Source organism: Sphingomonas sp. HT-1 (genome assembly GCF_048568905.1).
Classification (GTDB): Bacteria; Pseudomonadota; Alphaproteobacteria; order Sphingomonadales; family Sphingomonadaceae; genus Sphingomonas.
Genome location: NZ_CP183770.1, coordinates 1,501,008 through 1,515,272 on the forward strand (window position 1 = coordinate 1,501,008; position 14,265 = coordinate 1,515,272).

Genomic DNA, 14,265 nt, shown 5'->3' on the forward strand with positions numbered 1-14,265 from the left:
CATGGCCGCACTCGAATTCACGCGCCGTACCCTGCTTGGCGCCGCTGCGGTCACGCCCGTGCTGGCCATGGCGCAGACCGCCCGCGATCCGCTCGGTCCGCTACCCCCGAGTTGGCATCAGGCAGAGGTGATCGATCTCTGGGGCACGTTGCTCCCCGAGAAGGGCTTCGCGCCCAAGCCGGTCCCGGCGGATTCGCCGCCAGGCTTTTTCCGCAATGTCGCCCGGCCGACGCTGCACCGTTTCCCGGCGGCAAAGCCCAACGGCACGAGCGTGCTGCTCACGCCCGGCGGCGGCTACAGCATCATCGTCGGCACGCATGAAGGCACTGACACCGCCGAAGCGCTCGCGGCGCGTGGCTATACCTGTTACGTGCTGATCTATCGCCTGCCGGGCGAAGGCTGGACGCACCGGCAGGATGTGCCGCTTCAGGATGCGCAGCGCGCCATCAGGTTGATCCGGGCGCGCGAAACGTCCCAGCGGGTCGTCGCGCTCGGCTATTCGGCGGGCGGGCATCTCGCAGCCAGTCTCACCACCGGCTATGCCGAAAGCCTCTATGCGCCGCGCGACGCCGCCGATCGTCTGTCGGCACGGCCCGATGCCGCCGGGCTGATCTATCCGGTCATTACCAGCGATCCGGCCTTCACCCATGCCGGCTCGGTCGCGCAACTATTGGGGCCCGCGCCCGATGCCGCCTCGCTGGCGCGGCGCTCGCCCGATCGGCAAGTGGATGCGAAAACGCCACCCTGCTTCCTGGTGCACGCGCTCGATGATGCCGCCGTGCCCGTGGAAAACAGCTTAGGGATGCTCGCCGCCCTGCGTGCCGCAAAAGTGCCGGCCGAAGCGCACCTATTCCAGCGGGGCGGCCATGGCTTTGGCCTGGGCTCGCCCGGCCAGCCAAGTGCCGACTGGCCGGAACTGTTCGATCGCTGGCTGCGCGCGCTCTGATCAGCGTTTAAGCTGGCGATCGAAGAAGCGCAGGATCACCGCATAGGCGTCGCGCGATTCCGGCACGTCGGGGTTGTAGAAGAAGCCGTGGAACAGCCCTTCCCACACGTGCAGCTCGGCCGGCACGCCCAGTCGGGTCAGTTCCGCATGGGTCTTCACCGCCGAACTAAGTTCGAAGCCGCGCGTCGCGGTCAGGATCAGCGTCGGCGGAAAGGCCTTGAGCACCGCCTCCGACACGGCCGGAGCAACCAGCGGGTCTTCAGGATCGGTGCCAGCGAGATACGGTAGCGCCGATCCTGGCTTTGACGCCCCGCGAGGCCATTCCGGTGCGGCGCGCGCTTCGCCCACCGCCGCCGTCAGATAATCGGCATCGCCGCCAAAGCCGTTCGTTGAACTGGTCAGCCCGGCGCAGAACACGCCGATTGCGCCCGGACGCGGCAACGCGTGGCGCTGAAACCAGGCCGTCGCCATCCCGGTCAGCATGCCGCCGGCCGAACAGCCATAGATGCCGATATTCGCCGCCGGGTAGCGTTTGAGCAGCGCGCGGTACACGCTCGCCACATCCTCGCTCGCCGCCGGAAAGCGGTGCGCAGGTCCCTGGCGATAGTCGATCGAGACGACTCGGATCCTGCCCAGCGCCGCAATCGGCATCGACTCCAGCTCCGCGCAGCCGGGGAAGCAGCCCATGAACCCGCCGCCATGCAGGTTGATCAGCACCCGGTTGCGATTGGCCAGCGCGATCCCCTGGCTCGGCGCATAGTCGTATACCTGCACGCCGCCGATCTTCCGCTCTGTCCGCACCGTCGTATAGATCTGCTTCTGCCGCGCGATATAGGGTGCCAGGAACACTGGCACGCCGTTCTTCTGTTCCAGCAGTGCGGGCGTCTGCATCGCCTTCAAATGCTCGGCGACATAGCGTTGCGCCTCGAGGCTCAGCATCGGCGACACCGGTACGGCCATGGCAGGCACCTGCACCGTCCCGTCGGCTTCGACCTTCACCGCTGGCGCCGCAGTCTGCGCGTTGACAGCCGCGCCGCCCGCTGCCCAGGCGAGCAGCATCGCCGCTCCGATGGTTGCCCTGCTCGTCCGCATCGTTCCTCTCCCAACGCACTCCTGTTAAGCGTAATCGATTACTCTTCTGTCGACAACTATGTGGCAACCGATTACGCAATCCGCGTTACAACAGCGCCCGCGCGGCGATCAGGGAGAGTGCGATGCAGCGGATCCTTCTTGAGATGGGGGTCGCCCCTGCGGCAGCCCCGGTCGATAGCGACCTGATCCTCGCTCGCGTCGATCCCGAACTGCGCGAGGGTGCCCGACAGATCCTGGCCCACCCCTTGCCCGCGCCGCTTACCTCTGCCGCCGTGCAGGCCATGCGTGCCGCCGCGCCGCCGCCGGCCGCGCCGCTGCCGGCGCCCGAAATCGTCCACCACCCCCTGCCCGGCGCTGGCGGACGTCCGGCGTCCAGCATCGCGGTGATCGGGGCGCGTCCCGGCACTGCGCTGCGCCCGGCGGTGCTGCATATTCATGGCGGCGGCTTCGTCGTCGGGCGCGCGCAGGATACCTACGCCGCCTCACAACGCATGGCTGACGCGCTCGATTGCGTCGTGGTCGAGGCCGAATATCGCCTCGCGCCGGAAACATCCTTCCCTGGCCCGCTCGAGGATTGTCACGCGGCCCTGGTCTGGCTCCATGCCAATGCCCTTCGGCTAGGGGTCGATCCGCGACGGATCGCGGTGATGGGTGAAAGCGCCGGCGGCGGCCTCGCCGCGATGCTGGCTATCGCCGCGCGCGATCGGCGCAGCGTGCCGCTCTGCTGCCAGATCCTGATCTATCCGATGCTCGATGATCGCACCGGCAGCACCCGCGCCGTGCCGCCGTTCATCGGCACGATTGGCTGGAACGCGCCGTCAAACGCCGATGGTTGGTCGGCCTTTCTTGGCGTGCCGGCTGGCAGCGCCCAGGTGCCAGCCGGTGCCGTTCCCGCCCGTACGACGTCGCTAGCAGGCCTGCCGCCCACCTTTATCGGAGTTGGTGCGATTGACCTCTTCGTTGACGAAGACATCGCCTATGCACAGCGCCTGATCGCCGCCGGCGTGCCCACCAATCTGCGCGTGGTGCCCGGTGCCTATCACGGCTTCGATTTCATCGCGCCCCGCTCCCAGGCGTCGATCGCCTTTACCGCCGCCTGGCAGCACATGCTCCGCACCGCCTTCGCCGTTTGACCGCCGCCGTCACCCGCCCGCTTGCGAAAGCGGTTGCGGGCACGGGGATGGAATGATACGCAATGCGCAATCGATTACACGACCAACAAGGTCGCACTATGAGGGGAGGATTGGACATGACCCGTTCGAACAGCAGCTGGAAGGCCGTGCTCTCGGCATCCGTGGCGATGCTGATGACGATGCCCGCGCTCGCGCAGCAGGCCGAATCGCCCACGCCCACGTCGACCCCCGCCGCCGATCCTGCGGTCCAGGACGATGGCGAGATCGTCGTCACCGCGCTCAAATCCGGCGCCGCCCGGCTCGATCGCGTGCCGCTCGCGATCCAGGCCTTCACCGGCGACACGCTCAAGCGCCGCAACGTCCGCGACGGTGCCGATCTGATCCAGCTCATCCCCGGCGCGTCGCAGGCGCAGGAAATCGGCGCCGGCTACAGGATCTTCTCGTTTCGCGGCTCGGGCGCCGGCGGACCGATCGGCGACGGCTTGATCGGCTATTATCTCGACGAGACACCCTTCGGCGTACCGAACAACCAGGCCGCACCGCCGGTGCAGTATTTCGACATTGATCGGGTAGAGGTGCTGCGTGGGCCGCAGGGGACGCTTTACGGTCTCGGCTCGTCGGGCGGCACGATCATCTATCACACCAAGAATCCCGATCTGGAACGCGTCACCACAGCGGCGGAGACCGAAATCTCCACCACCCGCGATACCAGCGAACTCAACTATCGCGCGGCCGGCGCCGTTTCGGTGCCGCTGGTGCCGGGCAGCCTCGGCCTACGGGTGAGCGGCGGCTATGATCGCCGCGCTGGCACCGCCGATATCTACAGCGGCGCCCCCACCGGCACCCCGCGCGAGCGCAACGCGAACGAAGTCCGCGCCAAGGATATCCAGGCCGTGTTGCTGTGGCAGCCTGATGCGCTCACCACCGTTCGCCTGCGCGGTTGGTACTTCAGCACTGATCAGGATTATCTGAACGTGCTCAACTCGGTGAACCCGCCTTTCGCTTCCTATCAGGGCGATGTGGTCGGCTACGACAAGCGCCGCGCCTATTATATCTCGAACACCATCACCCGTGATGTCGGCCAGTTCACTATCACTAATGCCACCTCGTTCCAGCGCTCGCTGCCCGGCGGCTTTGCGGTCGGCCTGAACCTGGGAGCACCGCTCGGTATCGGCACGCTGATCAACGGGGGCGACGCGAACAACTTCGTCAACGAACTGCGCATTGCCACATCCAAGACCGGCCCCTTCCACGGCGTTGCCGGCGTCTTCTACCAGAAGGCGAAGGGCCTCTATACCTTCAGCCTCGATTTCCCGAGCCTGTCGCTCAACGGCAATACGATCACCCGCACCGAAAACGCCGCACTCTTCTCCGAAGCCAGCTACGAATTGTTCGGCGGCAAGCTCGTGCCGCTAATCGGCCTGCGCTATTTCAAAGATACGCGCTCGTCTGACTCGCTGTCGAACGGCGATCGGGTGTTCAGCCGGGCGACGCCGGATGCGCTCACCTGGCGCGCAAACGTCGCTTATTATCCGGCGCAGGACTGGATGGTCTTCTTCAACAGCGGCACCGGCTTCCGCAGCGGCATTCTCCAGTCGAAGGCGCAGGCGGATGCGGTGATCGCCGATGGCGTGCCCAGCGCGCTCTCTCTCTCGCCAGACAAGCTGCGCAACCTTGAGCTCGGCATGAAGGGTTCGATGTTCGACGGCGCACTGCGCGTCGCGGTCAGCCTTTACGACATCAAATACACGAACATCCAAAGTGCCTTCAACACCTCGATAGGGCTGTCCGCCTTCGCGAATCTGGGCGACGGCAAGAGCCAGGGTATCGATATCGAGACGACGTGGCGCACGCCGCTCAAGGGCTTGGCGCTGTCGCTGGTGGGGAACATCAACGATTCTACCTATACCGATGTGATCCCGGCCTACACGGCCAGCGATCGGCGCATTGCGAACGGCACGCGTCTGCTCAACACGCCGCCCCACAATTTCCGGCTTGATGCGAACTATGATCGCAAGGTCGGCAATGTTGATTTGTTCGCCACCGCTTCGGCCACCGCGGTCGGCCGCGCGCGCAACGGCGATGCGACGGTCAACACGCTCAACCCCTATCAGCTCTATCAGGCAAGCATCGGCGTGCGCTTCGATCGCTACGAAGTACGACTGTTCGGCGACAATCTGTCCGACGAGCGCGGGCCCACCGCAGCCAATGGTCCTACCTTGCTGGCCGGCCCGCGTCCGCGCACGATCGGCCTCACCTTCCGCATGAACGCCCAGTAACGCTGCGAAGATCGGCCCTGTCCCGCTGGGGGAGGGCTCGAACGCACGGTCGCCCCCCCTTTCTGCCTGCAGGAAGGGGGGTGCTGCTTGTGCGCCCGTATCAAGGATCGGGCGAGCGACCGACGATCCCAGCCGCCTTCCAATGTCTGCCGGTAAGGTGTGCGGCGCTCCGACCACGTGCGTCTCGTAGCACGCTCGCACCGTCCCAAAATCGGACAAACTCGCCCGCTGTGACACCGCGGCGCGCACCCGTCGCGCCCTTCGCTGTCTCCGTAACTATACGATTATCATATCGATTTCTCCCGTTTTGAGCAGCAAACCGGGTCTAGTATCGTCGCGCTGGATACGTTTGCTTCGACTTGGATACGTCGCCTGTTTTCGGGCCCTATGCCAGTCTAGAATACGGAAAACGCATGTGCAGCATCGCCGTTCAGCAGCGTGCAACGGCAAAATGATAGATGTGCGATGCCCTGGTTTCTTGCGCTTGCTGCTCGCGCGATGGGCACAAACATGACGCCTCTGCACTATTTCATAGAATAGCGCGGATGTTCAGCAGAACTACTGGCGCATTAAATGAAATAAACCGGAACCGCAAAGTCATGATTGCAGCCACCCCGCCGCCGTGCTGCGTGGTCAACTCCGTACATTCCGAAGATGTCGCTACGGACACCCTAACAAATCTATAGTTTAGGCAAAAATACCCCCCTTCTCTGAAAATTCGCTCTATGATAAGGGAGCCTATACGGATCAACCATCGGTGATACTGGTTTTACGGTCAATCTATATTGGCGCGGTTGGAGTCGTTGGATGAATAATGAAATCAAGACGGGTTCGGTAGAGTTGGCGGCGCAGCTCACCATCGCGTGGCTGGGCAACGAGAATAATCGCGTGGCAGCCGATGAGGTTCCCGCCTTTTTGCGCAGCATGCACGCAACGCTGAACGATCTGTCGGATGAAGGTGGTGCGCTCGCAGATCCGGAAGAAGATGCGGACGTTGTCCATACCGGCCATCAGCCGGCTGTTTCGGTACGCAAGTCGCTCGCCTCGCGCGATCACATCATCTCGATGATCGACGGCAAGCCCTATCGCACGCTGCGGCGCCACCTGGCGGCGCATGGCCTCACGCCGGAAAGTTATCGCGAGCGCTACAATTTGCGCGCCGATTATCCGATGGTCGCCGAAAGCTATTCGGAACGCCGCCGCGTGCTGGCGCAGGAAATCGGTCTTGGCCAGCGGGGCCGCGCCGCACGTGCTCGCGGAAATGGTAGCGGTACCGGTAATAGCAGCGGTACGGGAGCACGCAACGGTCGGCGGCGCCAGCGGGATTGACCTTCGGCTGCCTTCCGGATCCGGGGGCGGGGGCCGCTTCGCCTCTCCCCCGGCCGCGGAGCAGCGGCGACACTAGGTTCAGTGCAGCAGCGCCATGATCTTCGGCGCGGCCTCTTCGGCGAGGTAATAGCCTTCCCGCACCTTCAGCCCGATGGCGTCTTCGATGCCGAAGCGCGCAACCACGCCGCGCAGCTCGTGCACGAACACCTTCACGCTCGATGTATTGACCGATTTGGTGCACACCAGCGGCGCCAGGTCGCGGGCGCGGCGCGGCACGCCGGGGCGGGCGAGCAGCTCGAGCAGCAGCAGCGCACTGCCCCGGTGGCGGAGCCCCAGCTTGGTGCGCACATAATCGGCGCAGAGCTGTGATTCCGGCACAGGCCCCAGCAGCATGTCCAGCTTCAGCAGCTCATGGGCCGCCTCGCGCAGCAGCGCCGCGCTCCCGGCTTCCTGCCCGGCCTCCTCCAGCAAGCGGCGCGCGATCTCGCGCGTTTCGCGAAAGGCCGGGGCCAGCGACGGGAGAGTGTCCCGTGGCAGCGCCATCGTGGCGACCGCGCTTTGCTGAACGACATCCGCCAGCGACGAATACATCATGAATCCATAACCTCATTCCATGTCCGCAATCGGCAAACCGCTGCCGCAGCGCCCAGGCATGTCCCGCGTGCATCCACGCCGGCCCTACCCCGCCGATCGCCCCCCCCCCAACCGGGCGGCAGTTCAGAACAGCTTGACCGCCAGGAACGCGGCCGCCGCCCAGATCGGCACGCTCAGCACCAGGCCGACCAGCACGCCCTTCAGCGGCTCCGAAGCCTGTTGCTGCGCGGCCGGCTGGGCCCCGGTGCCCACTGCCTCGATCATCGCGTTCGCATCGGCCATCCGCACGTGGCGGCGATCGATTTTTTCGGCTGCATAATCCACGATGTACCCCTTCCTGCATGGTCCACGAAAATCTCAGCCGGGCAGCGGCGCCAGCCGCATCGCGGTCGCACCGCCCGCACGCGGGTCGCTGCGACCGCGCCACGGCCGGCACGCCGATGCGGCGCCCCAGAAATGCCCTTGCTGCCAGTCCAAGCCGAGTTCCGCGGCCAGGTCCGCCTGCGCGCCGGTGTCGATGCCGTCCGCCACCACGGTGGCGCCCACGGCCGCGGCGAGTTGCGCCAGCCGGGCCAGGATCGCGGCGTCGCGCGGCGAGGTGGTGGAGCGGCGGATGAAGCCGCTGTCGATTTTGACGATGTCCGGCGCGATGGTGACGAGTTGCCGGACCGAAGCGAAGCCGGCGCCGAACGCGGCGATCGCGATCGTGCAGCCCAGCCGCCGCACTTCGTTGCAGAAGCCGACCAGTTCGGCCTGCTTCACCATCGCCGCGCCCTCGCTCACTTCCAGAATCAGTCGCACGGCGAGATCGGGGCGCCGTTCCAGCCGCGCAGCCAGTTGCTGCCACCACCAGCTGCGCACGACGCCTACCGAGGAGATCGCGGCGGAAAGCACCAACTGCGGCTCGGCATCGAGTTCGGCGATCGCGGCGTTCACGGCGATTTCGTCGAGCAGGTCGCCGAACCCGATCCGCTCGATCGCCGCCAGCCCCTCGCGGGCCCGGTGCGGATCCGGCCCGTCGGCATCCCCCTCAGACAGCGACTGGTAATAGAGGATCTCGCCCGAACCGCGCGACACCACCGGGCGCCACAGCGTCCGCAGCGAACCGCCCGAGCTTGCCGCCCCGTCCGCGCCGGCGAGCTGGCACAGCAGCGGCGATGCCAGCGCCATGTCCCGGCGATAGCGCGCGGCGTTCGGCAGCGGCACCGCGCCGATGCCCGGGGCGAAGTCCATGCCCCCGGCAGGACCCGCACCGTCATCGCGTCCGGTCCGACAGGAGAGGCGCACATGCACTACGCCCTGGTCGGTCCAGATCGGAATCAGCGGAATCGACCGGCAGACCAGCCGGATCCAGTCCTCCCCGGCGCCTGCCGGCTGCGCGCGCGCCTCGCCCGGCGCTTCCAGGAAGGTCACCGAAATGCGGCGACCGCCCTCCTCTGCGAGGACGTTCGCCCGCCCTTCCCCCAGCCGCTGCAGGATCGCGCACATCGCCGCGACCACCTGCTGCATGCTGGAAGGGCCGAAGGCGCATGATATTGCGTCACTATTTCCCAGGCTCAGGGTAAATTTTCCGTTAATGGCGTCAGGATAGCGGAACAGATGATCGGCCAGAAAGGCGCCACCTCCGTCCGTATTTGATGTATATCCCGCTGTCTGCACGACGCACATCGTCCCTATCCAACGCCGGACGAACTTGACTCGCCGCCCTGTTACCCTTTAGCCAAAAGTGTATCACGCACACCGGCTTTAGCGGTTTCAGTAATGCCTTCAGCCGCCTCGGTTAGCTGGGAAGCGTTTTTCGTAGGATGTGCGTAATGGATTTGATGGTTTTCACTACAGGCGGTCACCGCAAGTATCTCACTAGCAAAGAGCTTAGCTGCTTTGCTGAAACGGCGCGTTGCGCCCCGCTGGATGTACAAACATTCTGCCTGACCATCGCCCATACCGGGTGCCGCATCTCCGAAGCGCTTGCTCTAACGGCCGATAATATCGACTTCGAAGCGCAGACGCTGATTATCAAGTGCCTGAAGAAGCGGGGAAAGATCGTCTATCGCGCCATCCCGCTGCCTCGGGGCCTGCTCGATCAGCTACGCAGCCTGATCGAACAGATCGGCGACAGCTCGGCGCGGCTGTGGCCCTGGTCGCGGATGACTGGGTATCGCCGCATCTGCGAAGTGATGGAGGAGGCCGGCATCGCCGGCGAACATGCCAGCCCGAAGGGCCTTCGCCACGGCTTCGCCGTGCAGGCAATACAGGCAAACGTGCCGCTCACCCTGGTCCAGCGGTGGCTGGGCCACGCCAACTTGAAGACGACGGCGATCTATACTGCGGCCATGGGAGCGGAGGAGCGCAAGCTGGCCGAGCGCATGTGGGGTGAAGAAGAGGCCGCCGATTCAAACACTTCGCGCGCGCCTGCCACCGCGCGGCCGATACCGGCAGTGACAGTGCGGTGCGGATCGGTGGCGCAGGACGTTACCCTGCACGTTCGCCCGAACTATCGTTCTCAGTATTCCCGGCTCTATTGTGACGGGGGACCAGCGCGGCGGCATCGCCAAGCCGATGGAAACTGGCGCGTTGCCCAAAAAATCGCTGTTAAGCCATTTGCTCGATTGCGCGCTGTTACGCTTTTGGCTAAACCGTAACAGTAAAAATACCGATAATTCTTACACTTAGTTTTTCTACTTAGGTGCTCCCCAGCCGGCTGGATACGCGTTCAAAAGGCCATCGCACCCGGTTGGTTCCACGGTTGCTTACCGTTTGCCGCACCGCACACAAGGTTCGTCGTGCTGTGGGGCGTTTTGTTCGGAGACGGCATGACCCGCCGCCCGCGCCGCGGCCCCGCAAAAAAGCCTCTTCCCAACGCGGCGATCCTCGCGCAACGAACGCGCATGGTCGAACGCATCCTGGGCATCCTTGCCACCTTCACCATCGGCGTCATTTCGAGCGGCGGCTATCTCGGCATTGCGCTGCTGATGGCGATCGAATCCGCCTGCATTCCGCTGCCGTCGGAAATCATCATGCCGTTCGCCGGCTATTTGGTCTCTACCGGCCGGTTCGATCTTTACCTCGCCGCCACTGCTGGCGCGATCGGCTGCAATCTCGGCTCGATCGTCGCCTATGAGGTCGGCAAGCGCGGCGGCCGTCCGCTGGCGCTGCGCTGGGGCAAATATGTGCTGATCGGCCCGGGCGAGATCGACGCGGCGGATCGCTTCTTCGCCCGCTATGGCAGCATCGCGGTGCTGATCGGCCGTCTCCTTCCCGTGATCCGCTCGTTCATCGCCTTCCCTGCAGGCGTCGCGCGGATGAAGCTGGTGCCGTTCCACCTCTACACCTTTATCGGCAGCTGGCCGTGGTGCTTCGGCCTTGCCTGGGTGGGCATGGTACTGGGTGACAAGTGGAACAGCGATCCGCGCGTAAAGGCCGCCTTCCACAGCGCCGATGCGCTGATCGGCGTGGTGCTGGTGGCGCTGATCGCCTTCTATATCTGGCATCGCACGCGCGGGCTGAAGCGCGGCTGAGCGCACATCCGGGCGCGGCTTGCACAAGCGGCCGCGATCCTCTAGATACGATCCCCTAGCCAACAGCGTGGGTGGGTCTGCACCGGTTCCTCGATGGATCGGGCAGCGGACCCATGTCTGGCGGCGATTGACAGTTTCAAGCGAGGATGCCGCCCGTGGCGAAGACCAGTCCCGTCGAATTCGTGAAGCAGGTCCAGACCGAGACCCGCAAGATCAGCTGGCCCACGCGCCGGGAAACGATCATGACCGGCGTGATGGTGATGATCATGACGTCGTTGCTCGGGCTGTTCTTCCTCGGCATCGACTCGGCGTTTGACCTGCTCGTCAACAGCCTCCTCCGCCTCGCGCAGTAAGGGACACAGCAACAATCATGTCGCGCTGGTACATCATCCACGCCTATTCCGGTTTCGAGGGCAAGGTCCGCGATCAGATCCTGTCGGACGCCACCCGCCTGGGCCTGGATCGCCTCGTCGAAGCGGTGGAAGTGCCCACCGAAACCGTCACCGAGGTTCGCCGCGGCAAGAAGATCCAATCGGAGCGCAAGTTCTTCCCCGGCTATGTCCTCGCCAAGCTCGAAATGAACGACGACGTCTACCATCTGGTGAAGAACACGCCGAAGGTAACGGGCTTCCTCGGCAGCTCGGGCAAGCCCCAACCGATCAGCGAGGCGGAAGCCGCCCGAATCCTCAACACCAAGGAAGAAGCGGCCACCGCGGCGCCCAAGGCCAAGCTCAAGGTCGATTACGACATTGGCGACACGGTCAAGGTGATCAGCGGCAACTTCGCCACTTTCTCGGGCGTGGTGGAAGAGCTGGATTACGACAAGAATCGCGTGAAGGTCTCGATCTCGATCTTCGGCCGCGCGACTCCGCTGGAGCTGGGCTTCGAGGACGTCGAACGGGTCAAGTGATCCCGCGCCGGCCGCTGACGCCGGGACATCGAAACACGAAAAGGCCGGGGCGGACGCCCTGGCCTTTTTTGTTGGCTGCGCTCCACCGGACTGCCTCCGGCGACCTAACCGCATGCCGCCGTGGAGGGCCGGTACAACACTGGCCTCATTCCCGCCAATGAGGTTTACAGCAGGGCGTGAGACGAAGCGGTCGTTGTTCGCCTGCCCCCGAAAGGGCGGGTTTCGTCATAAGCACCATGGGATCTCGACAGGCTCGCCTCACCCACCGGAAAACCGCCTGTGCAGGAAAAGGCACCTACTATTCCGTCGCGCGATTCTATCGAACGGTCACGCTCGATACGAACCTGATTCGCCGAAATGCAGCGGGGTCATCTCAGTTACCATCGGCCCGCACGACCTGCATTCGTCCTGCTGCCAGGCCGGCGGTCAGGTCGATTACAGCGCTTCCAATACCGTCTTGCCGATCGCGCGGCCGCTTTCCAGCAACGCATGCACCTGCTTCAGATTGGCTGCGTCGATGCCGGCCACTCGCGCCCGTAACGTCGTCCGCAGCACACCGGCGTCGACGAGGTGCGACACTTCCTCCAGCAACCGATGCTGCTCGATCATGTCGGGCGTGTGCAACATCGCACGGGTGAACATCAGCTCCCAAGCGACGGTGATCGACTTGCGCTTCAGCGGCACGATGTCGAAGTGCGCGGGATCATCGATGAGCGCGATATGACCCTGCGCTGCGACGATCTTGGGAAACAGCGGCAGGTAGCGGTCCGAGGCGGTGAGGCCGGCGACATAGTTGACTTCCGGATGGCCGATCCGGGCAAGCTCCTCGTCCAGCGGCTTGTGGTGATCGATAACATGATGCGCGCCCATCTGCTCCACCCAGGCGATCGTCTCCGGGCGCGAGGCGGTGGCGATGACCGTGAGGCCGGTCAGGCGGCGCGCCATCTGAATCAGGATCGAGCCGACGCCCCCCGCCCCATTGATCACGAGAAGGCTGCCCTGTGCCCGCTTGCGGCCGTGCGGCAGGTTCAGCCGGTCAAAGAGCAGTTCCCAAGCGGTGATCGCCGTGAGCGGCAGCGCGGCGGCCTCGGCCCAGTCGAGGCTGGTCGGCTTGGGGCCGACGATGCGCTCGTCGACCGTGTGTAGCTCGGCATTGGTGCCAGGGCGGGTAATATCGCCAGCGTAGAAGACCTCGTCGCCTGGGCGGAACAGCGTGACGGCGTCCCCTACCGCTTCGACGATGCCGGACGCATCCCAGCCGAGGATCTTGGGCCCGCCTTCGGGCGCCGGGCTGCCGCTGCGGATCTTCACGTCCACCGGATTAACGGAAACTGCTTTCACCCGGACGAGCAGGTCGTGCGGCCCCGGCGTGGGTGCGGGGACATCCAGGTCGAGCAATGCGTCTTCGCGGTCGATGCTGCCGGGCTGGTGGTAACCGATGGCTTTCATGTCGAACCTCCTGATGATCGTTCGCGGTTCAGATCACCCATGCGAATGCGGTTTGCCACGGCCAGTTCCGCACGGCGTCCATGCGGTGACGCATGCCGTTCAGAGTTCGGCCGGCAATATGGCAGCCAGTGCGTCGATGAGCATACGAAGCCGACGCAACCGCCGCAGATCCTGGTGGTAGCCGAGCCACAGGTCGCGCGGCGGCGGCTCCTCACCCTCCAGCCGTGCGAGCGGCAACTGGTCGCCGATCACGCGGGGCAGCACTGCCAGCCCGGCGCCGACGACGCAGGCGGCCCCCTGTGCCTCGCGATTGTTGCTGCGGAAGGCAGGCATGGCGGCGGGCCAGCGGCCACGCAGCCAGGCAACGTCGGGAAGTTGATCGAGCGCGCTGTTCATCGTCACGAGCCGGTGGCCGTTGCCGTCTCCGCTCGCGCGAGGGTCGCCGCAGCGCTCCAGATAGGCGGGCGCGGCGTACAGCGCATAGCGAATGCGCAAGAACCGGCGCTGGACGATGTCGCTGCCGGAGAACGGCACGAAGCGGAGCACCAAATCCGCCTCGCGCCGCTGGAGATCATAGAGCCGGGAGTCGGCCAGTACTTCCACCACCAGTCCGGGATGCTCGATCGCGAAGCCGGCCAGCGGCGCCGCCAGCACGCGTGACGAGACCCAATCCGAGGCAGAGAGCCGCAGCACCCCTTCCAGCCCGCGTGCGCCGCCGATGAGCTTGCGCTGCAGGGCGGCCGCCTCCTCCGCCATCTGCTCGGCATGGACAAGTATCGCCTCGCCCTCGTCGGTCAGGCGGAAGCCGCCAGGCGTGCGCTGGAACAACGCCGCGCCGACCGACTCCTCCAGGCTGCGCAGCCGACGGCCTGCCGTGGGCTGGCTGAGCCGCAGACGCTCGGCGGCCGCGGTCAGCGTACCGGTATGGGCGATCTCGACGAACAGCTTGAGATCATCCCAGTCGAGACGGAGCGTCGGTTCGGCAGCCATGCAGCTTCATCGCCGCGCACGCGTA

Annotated in this window: 14 protein-coding genes; 8 read left to right on the forward strand and 6 right to left on the reverse strand. The window is 65.1% G+C overall.

Features of this window, described 5'->3' with window-relative positions:
- The first annotated feature begins 1 nt into the window (after position 1).
- The gene (locus tag ACNFJ7_RS06930; protein WP_019368026.1) at positions 2–946 is read left to right on the forward strand and encodes an alpha/beta hydrolase; all 945 of its coding nucleotides are present in this window, start codon (positions 2–4) and stop codon (positions 944–946) included.
- On the opposite strand, the gene ACNFJ7_RS06935 is transcribed toward ACNFJ7_RS06930, so the two are convergent.
- Positions 947–2,038 (reverse strand): alpha/beta hydrolase fold domain-containing protein, encoded by a 1,092-nt coding sequence (locus ACNFJ7_RS06935; protein ID WP_026008858.1) that lies wholly within the window; start codon positions 2,036–2,038, stop codon positions 947–949.
- 122 nt (positions 2,039–2,160) lie between these two features.
- Between ACNFJ7_RS06935 and ACNFJ7_RS06940 the strand changes: the two genes are divergently transcribed.
- From ACNFJ7_RS06940 to ACNFJ7_RS06950, 3 genes are all read left to right on the forward strand, one after another.
- Positions 2,161–3,171 (forward strand): alpha/beta hydrolase, encoded by a 1,011-nt coding sequence (locus ACNFJ7_RS06940; RefSeq protein ID WP_019368024.1) that lies wholly within the window; start codon positions 2,161–2,163, stop codon positions 3,169–3,171.
- A gap of 116 nt (positions 3,172–3,287) precedes the next feature.
- Complete coding sequence (locus tag ACNFJ7_RS06945) at positions 3,288–5,450, forward strand: TonB-dependent receptor (RefSeq protein ID WP_019368023.1); 2,163 nt, start codon at positions 3,288–3,290, stop codon at positions 5,448–5,450.
- 807 nt (positions 5,451–6,257) lie between these two features.
- Complete coding sequence (locus tag ACNFJ7_RS06950; protein WP_019368022.1) at positions 6,258–6,779, forward strand: MucR family transcriptional regulator; 522 nt, start codon at positions 6,258–6,260, stop codon at positions 6,777–6,779.
- Between the two features lie 78 nt (positions 6,780–6,857).
- On the opposite strand, the gene ACNFJ7_RS06955 is transcribed toward ACNFJ7_RS06950, so the two are convergent.
- The 3 genes from ACNFJ7_RS06955 to ACNFJ7_RS06965 all read right to left on the reverse strand — a co-directional run bounded on the left by ACNFJ7_RS06955 (position 6,858) and on the right by ACNFJ7_RS06965 (position 8,882).
- Entirely contained in the window at positions 6,858–7,373 is a 516-nt protein-coding gene (locus tag ACNFJ7_RS06955; RefSeq protein WP_019368021.1) for a hypothetical protein, read from the reverse strand.
- Positions 7,374–7,496: 123 nt separating this feature from the next.
- On the reverse strand, positions 7,497–7,697 hold the full coding sequence (locus ACNFJ7_RS06960; RefSeq protein WP_019368020.1) for a hypothetical protein: 201 nt from the start codon (positions 7,695–7,697) through the stop codon (positions 7,497–7,499).
- 33 nt (positions 7,698–7,730) lie between these two features.
- Positions 7,731–8,882: an EAL domain-containing protein gene (locus tag ACNFJ7_RS06965; protein WP_019368019.1), complete on the reverse strand. Its 1,152-nt coding sequence runs from the start codon at positions 8,880–8,882 to the stop codon at positions 7,731–7,733.
- Positions 8,883–9,187: 305 nt separating this feature from the next.
- Between ACNFJ7_RS06965 and ACNFJ7_RS06970 the strand changes: the two genes are divergently transcribed.
- From ACNFJ7_RS06970 to nusG, 4 genes are all read left to right on the forward strand, one after another.
- Positions 9,188–10,015, forward strand: a complete 828-nt coding sequence (locus ACNFJ7_RS06970; RefSeq protein ID WP_173644862.1) for a tyrosine-type recombinase/integrase — start codon at positions 9,188–9,190, stop codon at positions 10,013–10,015.
- Positions 10,016–10,261: 246 nt separating this feature from the next.
- Positions 10,262–10,891 (forward strand): DedA family protein, encoded by a 630-nt coding sequence (locus ACNFJ7_RS06975; RefSeq protein ID WP_026008857.1) that lies wholly within the window; start codon positions 10,262–10,264, stop codon positions 10,889–10,891.
- A gap of 155 nt (positions 10,892–11,046) precedes the next feature.
- On the forward strand, positions 11,047–11,244 hold the full coding sequence (gene secE, locus ACNFJ7_RS06980) for a preprotein translocase subunit SecE (RefSeq protein WP_026008856.1): 198 nt from the start codon (positions 11,047–11,049) through the stop codon (positions 11,242–11,244).
- 17 nt (positions 11,245–11,261) lie between these two features.
- Positions 11,262–11,801, forward strand: a complete 540-nt coding sequence (gene nusG, locus ACNFJ7_RS06985) for a transcription termination/antitermination protein NusG (protein ID WP_019368015.1) — start codon at positions 11,262–11,264, stop codon at positions 11,799–11,801.
- A 435-nt stretch (positions 11,802–12,236) separates the two neighbouring features.
- Here nusG and ACNFJ7_RS06990 read toward each other — a convergent pair whose 3' ends face one another.
- Positions 12,237–13,250 (reverse strand): zinc-binding alcohol dehydrogenase family protein, encoded by a 1,014-nt coding sequence (locus ACNFJ7_RS06990; RefSeq protein ID WP_019368014.1) that lies wholly within the window; start codon positions 13,248–13,250, stop codon positions 12,237–12,239.
- A gap of 99 nt (positions 13,251–13,349) precedes the next feature.
- Complete coding sequence (locus ACNFJ7_RS06995; protein ID WP_019368013.1) at positions 13,350–14,240, reverse strand: LysR family transcriptional regulator; 891 nt, start codon at positions 14,238–14,240, stop codon at positions 13,350–13,352.
- Positions 14,241–14,265 lie beyond the last annotated feature (25 nt).

Excerpts from the sequence above, each read along its gene's own strand:
- ACNFJ7_RS06930 (WP_019368026.1), top strand. The coding sequence starts at position 2 with ATGGCCGCACTCGAATTCACGCGCCGTACCCTGCTTGGCGCCGCTGCG.
- ACNFJ7_RS06935 (WP_026008858.1), bottom strand. The coding sequence starts at position 2,038 with ATGCGGACGAGCAGGGCAACCATCGGAGCGGCGATGCTGCTCGCCTGG.
- ACNFJ7_RS06940 (WP_019368024.1), top strand. The coding sequence starts at position 2,161 with ATGCAGCGGATCCTTCTTGAGATGGGGGTCGCCCCTGCGGCAGCCCCG.
- ACNFJ7_RS06945 (WP_019368023.1), top strand. The coding sequence starts at position 3,288 with ATGACCCGTTCGAACAGCAGCTGGAAGGCCGTGCTCTCGGCATCCGTG.
- ACNFJ7_RS06950 (WP_019368022.1), top strand. The coding sequence starts at position 6,258 with ATGAATAATGAAATCAAGACGGGTTCGGTAGAGTTGGCGGCGCAGCTC.
- ACNFJ7_RS06955 (WP_019368021.1), bottom strand. The coding sequence starts at position 7,373 with ATGATGTATTCGTCGCTGGCGGATGTCGTTCAGCAAAGCGCGGTCGCC.
- ACNFJ7_RS06965 (WP_019368019.1), bottom strand. The coding sequence starts at position 8,882 with ATGCAGCAGGTGGTCGCGGCGATGTGCGCGATCCTGCAGCGGCTGGGG.
- ACNFJ7_RS06970 (WP_173644862.1), top strand. The coding sequence starts at position 9,188 with ATGGATTTGATGGTTTTCACTACAGGCGGTCACCGCAAGTATCTCACT.
- ACNFJ7_RS06975 (WP_026008857.1), top strand. The coding sequence starts at position 10,262 with ATGGTCGAACGCATCCTGGGCATCCTTGCCACCTTCACCATCGGCGTC.
- nusG (WP_019368015.1), top strand. The coding sequence starts at position 11,262 with ATGTCGCGCTGGTACATCATCCACGCCTATTCCGGTTTCGAGGGCAAG.
- ACNFJ7_RS06990 (WP_019368014.1), bottom strand. The coding sequence starts at position 13,250 with ATGAAAGCCATCGGTTACCACCAGCCCGGCAGCATCGACCGCGAAGAC.
- ACNFJ7_RS06995 (WP_019368013.1), bottom strand. The coding sequence starts at position 14,240 with ATGGCTGCCGAACCGACGCTCCGTCTCGACTGGGATGATCTCAAGCTG.